The following is a 1,405-nucleotide window of genomic DNA, read 5'->3' on the forward strand; positions in this document are numbered from 1 at the left end:
TCTCAGTTCGGATTGCAGGCTGCAACTCGCCTGCATGAAGCCGGAATTGCTAGTAATCGCGGATCAGCATGCCGCGGTGAATACGTTCCCGGGCCTTGTACACACCGCCCGTCACACCACGAGAGTTTGTAACACCCGAAGTCGGTGGGGTAACCTTTTGGAACCAGCCGCCGAAGGTGGGACAGATGATTGGGGTGAAGTCGTAACAAGGTAGCCGTATCGGAAGGTGCGGCTGGATCACCTCCTTTCTAAGGAGTCCTTTATGGACATTACAGCTCTACGGAGCAAATCACGCTTAGGTTTTTGTTCAGTTTTGAAAGAGCTTTTGTTCTTTTGAATGGCTTTTGCGCCTGCGTCTACTAGAGAATGCTTTGTAGTAAGCTTCCTCAGCGCATGGCAGCAAAGATGCTACTTCGAGTAGTAGCCATGTTTAGTTTTGAATGAGCTTTTTCTCATTCTTCAATAAGTATTCATGAACGAGCTTTTTTTATGTAACAATGAAAAGTTCGGTTTGGGCCTATAGCTCAGCTGGTTAGAGCGCACGCCTGATAAGCGTGAGGTCGGTGGTTCGAGTCCACTTAGGCCCACCATAAAAATATATTTCCCTTTGGGGCCTTAGCTCAGCTGGGAGAGCGCCTGCCTTGCACGCAGGAGGTCAGCGGTTCGATCCCGCTAGGCTCCACCAAAAACCTATTAACATGTGTTGGTAGGGTTTTATAATGTGTTTCTCTGACTTGTCGGAGAACATGCGCTGCACCTACAAGTTTATGCTGGAGGTGGATTAAATGGCGCAAGCTGCATAGAAGTTGATTCGATGCAGCAACTTCGTTCCTTGAAAACTAGATAACGAAATTCTTGAAAACAAGACATCGAAACTATGCGTTAAACGTTGATGCATCCGCATCAATGAACATTCGTTCACGACTAGTGAATACTACGTGACGAATGGAATTGATCGTTAGTTCACGAGAAGCGAGAAGTTCTAGGAAGTGAAGTTCCGAAGACCCGAGTTTAGTTCGCCTAAATGAGGACTGGAGGAACAAAACGGACGACGAAATTCGCCGCTGATCGTGGAATGATGAATCTTTGACAAGCTAGGAGCGAGGAGATCGTGGAAGCAAAGTTCGGGAGGAACGGAGCGTAGATTGACCTACGTGAGTACCGGACGAACACAGCTGACAAAGAGATCCGAAGCTAATAGATTGTTCAAATGGTTAAGTTAGAAAGGGCGCACGGTGAATGCCTTGGCACTAGGAGCCGAAGAAGGACGGGACGAACACCGATATGCCTCGGGGAGCTGTAAGTAAGCATGGATCCGGGGATTTCCGAATGGGGGAACCCACTGTCCGTAATGGGACAGTATCCATATCTGAATACATAGGATATGAGAAGGCAGACCTGGGGA

2 tRNA genes and 2 rRNA genes (1 of these 4 only partly in view) are annotated in these 1,405 nt (G+C 48.0%); all 4 read left to right on the forward strand.

The features are described from left to right. A 16S ribosomal RNA gene (locus tag NON16_RS25245) occupies positions 1 to 248 on the forward strand (its annotated part extends 1,234 nt beyond the left edge of the window); the annotation flags it as partial. A 265-nt stretch (positions 249 to 513) separates the two neighbouring features. Beyond that, a tRNA-Ile gene (locus tag NON16_RS25250) sits at positions 514 to 590 on the forward strand. A 19-nt stretch (positions 591 to 609) separates the two neighbouring features. After that, positions 610 to 685: transfer RNA gene (locus tag NON16_RS25255), tRNA-Ala, on the forward strand. A gap of 527 nt (positions 686 to 1,212) precedes the next feature. Next, positions 1,213 to 1,405, forward strand: a 23S ribosomal RNA gene (locus NON16_RS25260); the annotation flags it as partial.

The organism is Pseudalkalibacillus decolorationis (genome assembly GCF_024609785.1).
Taxonomy (GTDB): Bacteria; Bacillota; Bacilli; order Bacillales; family Fictibacillaceae; genus Pseudalkalibacillus; species Pseudalkalibacillus decolorationis.